General features: G+C 46.9%; 1 rRNA gene. It reads right to left on the reverse strand.

Going from position 1 to position 226, the window contains the following annotated elements:
• Nucleotides 1-226: ribosomal RNA gene (locus KJR01_RS10145) — 23S ribosomal RNA — on the reverse strand; the annotation flags it as partial.

Raw genomic sequence — 226 nt, forward strand, 5'->3', positions numbered from 1 at the left:
TGTTGGTATTGGAATATTAACCAATTTTCCATCGCATACCCCTTTCGGACTTTGCTTAGGACCCGACTAACCCTACGATGACGAGCATCGCGTAGGAAACCTTGGGTTTACGGCGTTAATGATTCTCCCATTAATTATCGCTACTCATGCCTGCATGCTCACTTCTATACGCTCCAACGCTCCTTACCGGTACATCTTCAACGCCTATAGAACGCTCTCCTACCAC

This window comes from Campylobacter sp. 2018MI10 (assembly GCF_018501175.1).
Lineage (GTDB): Bacteria > Campylobacterota > Campylobacteria > Campylobacterales > Campylobacteraceae > Campylobacter_E.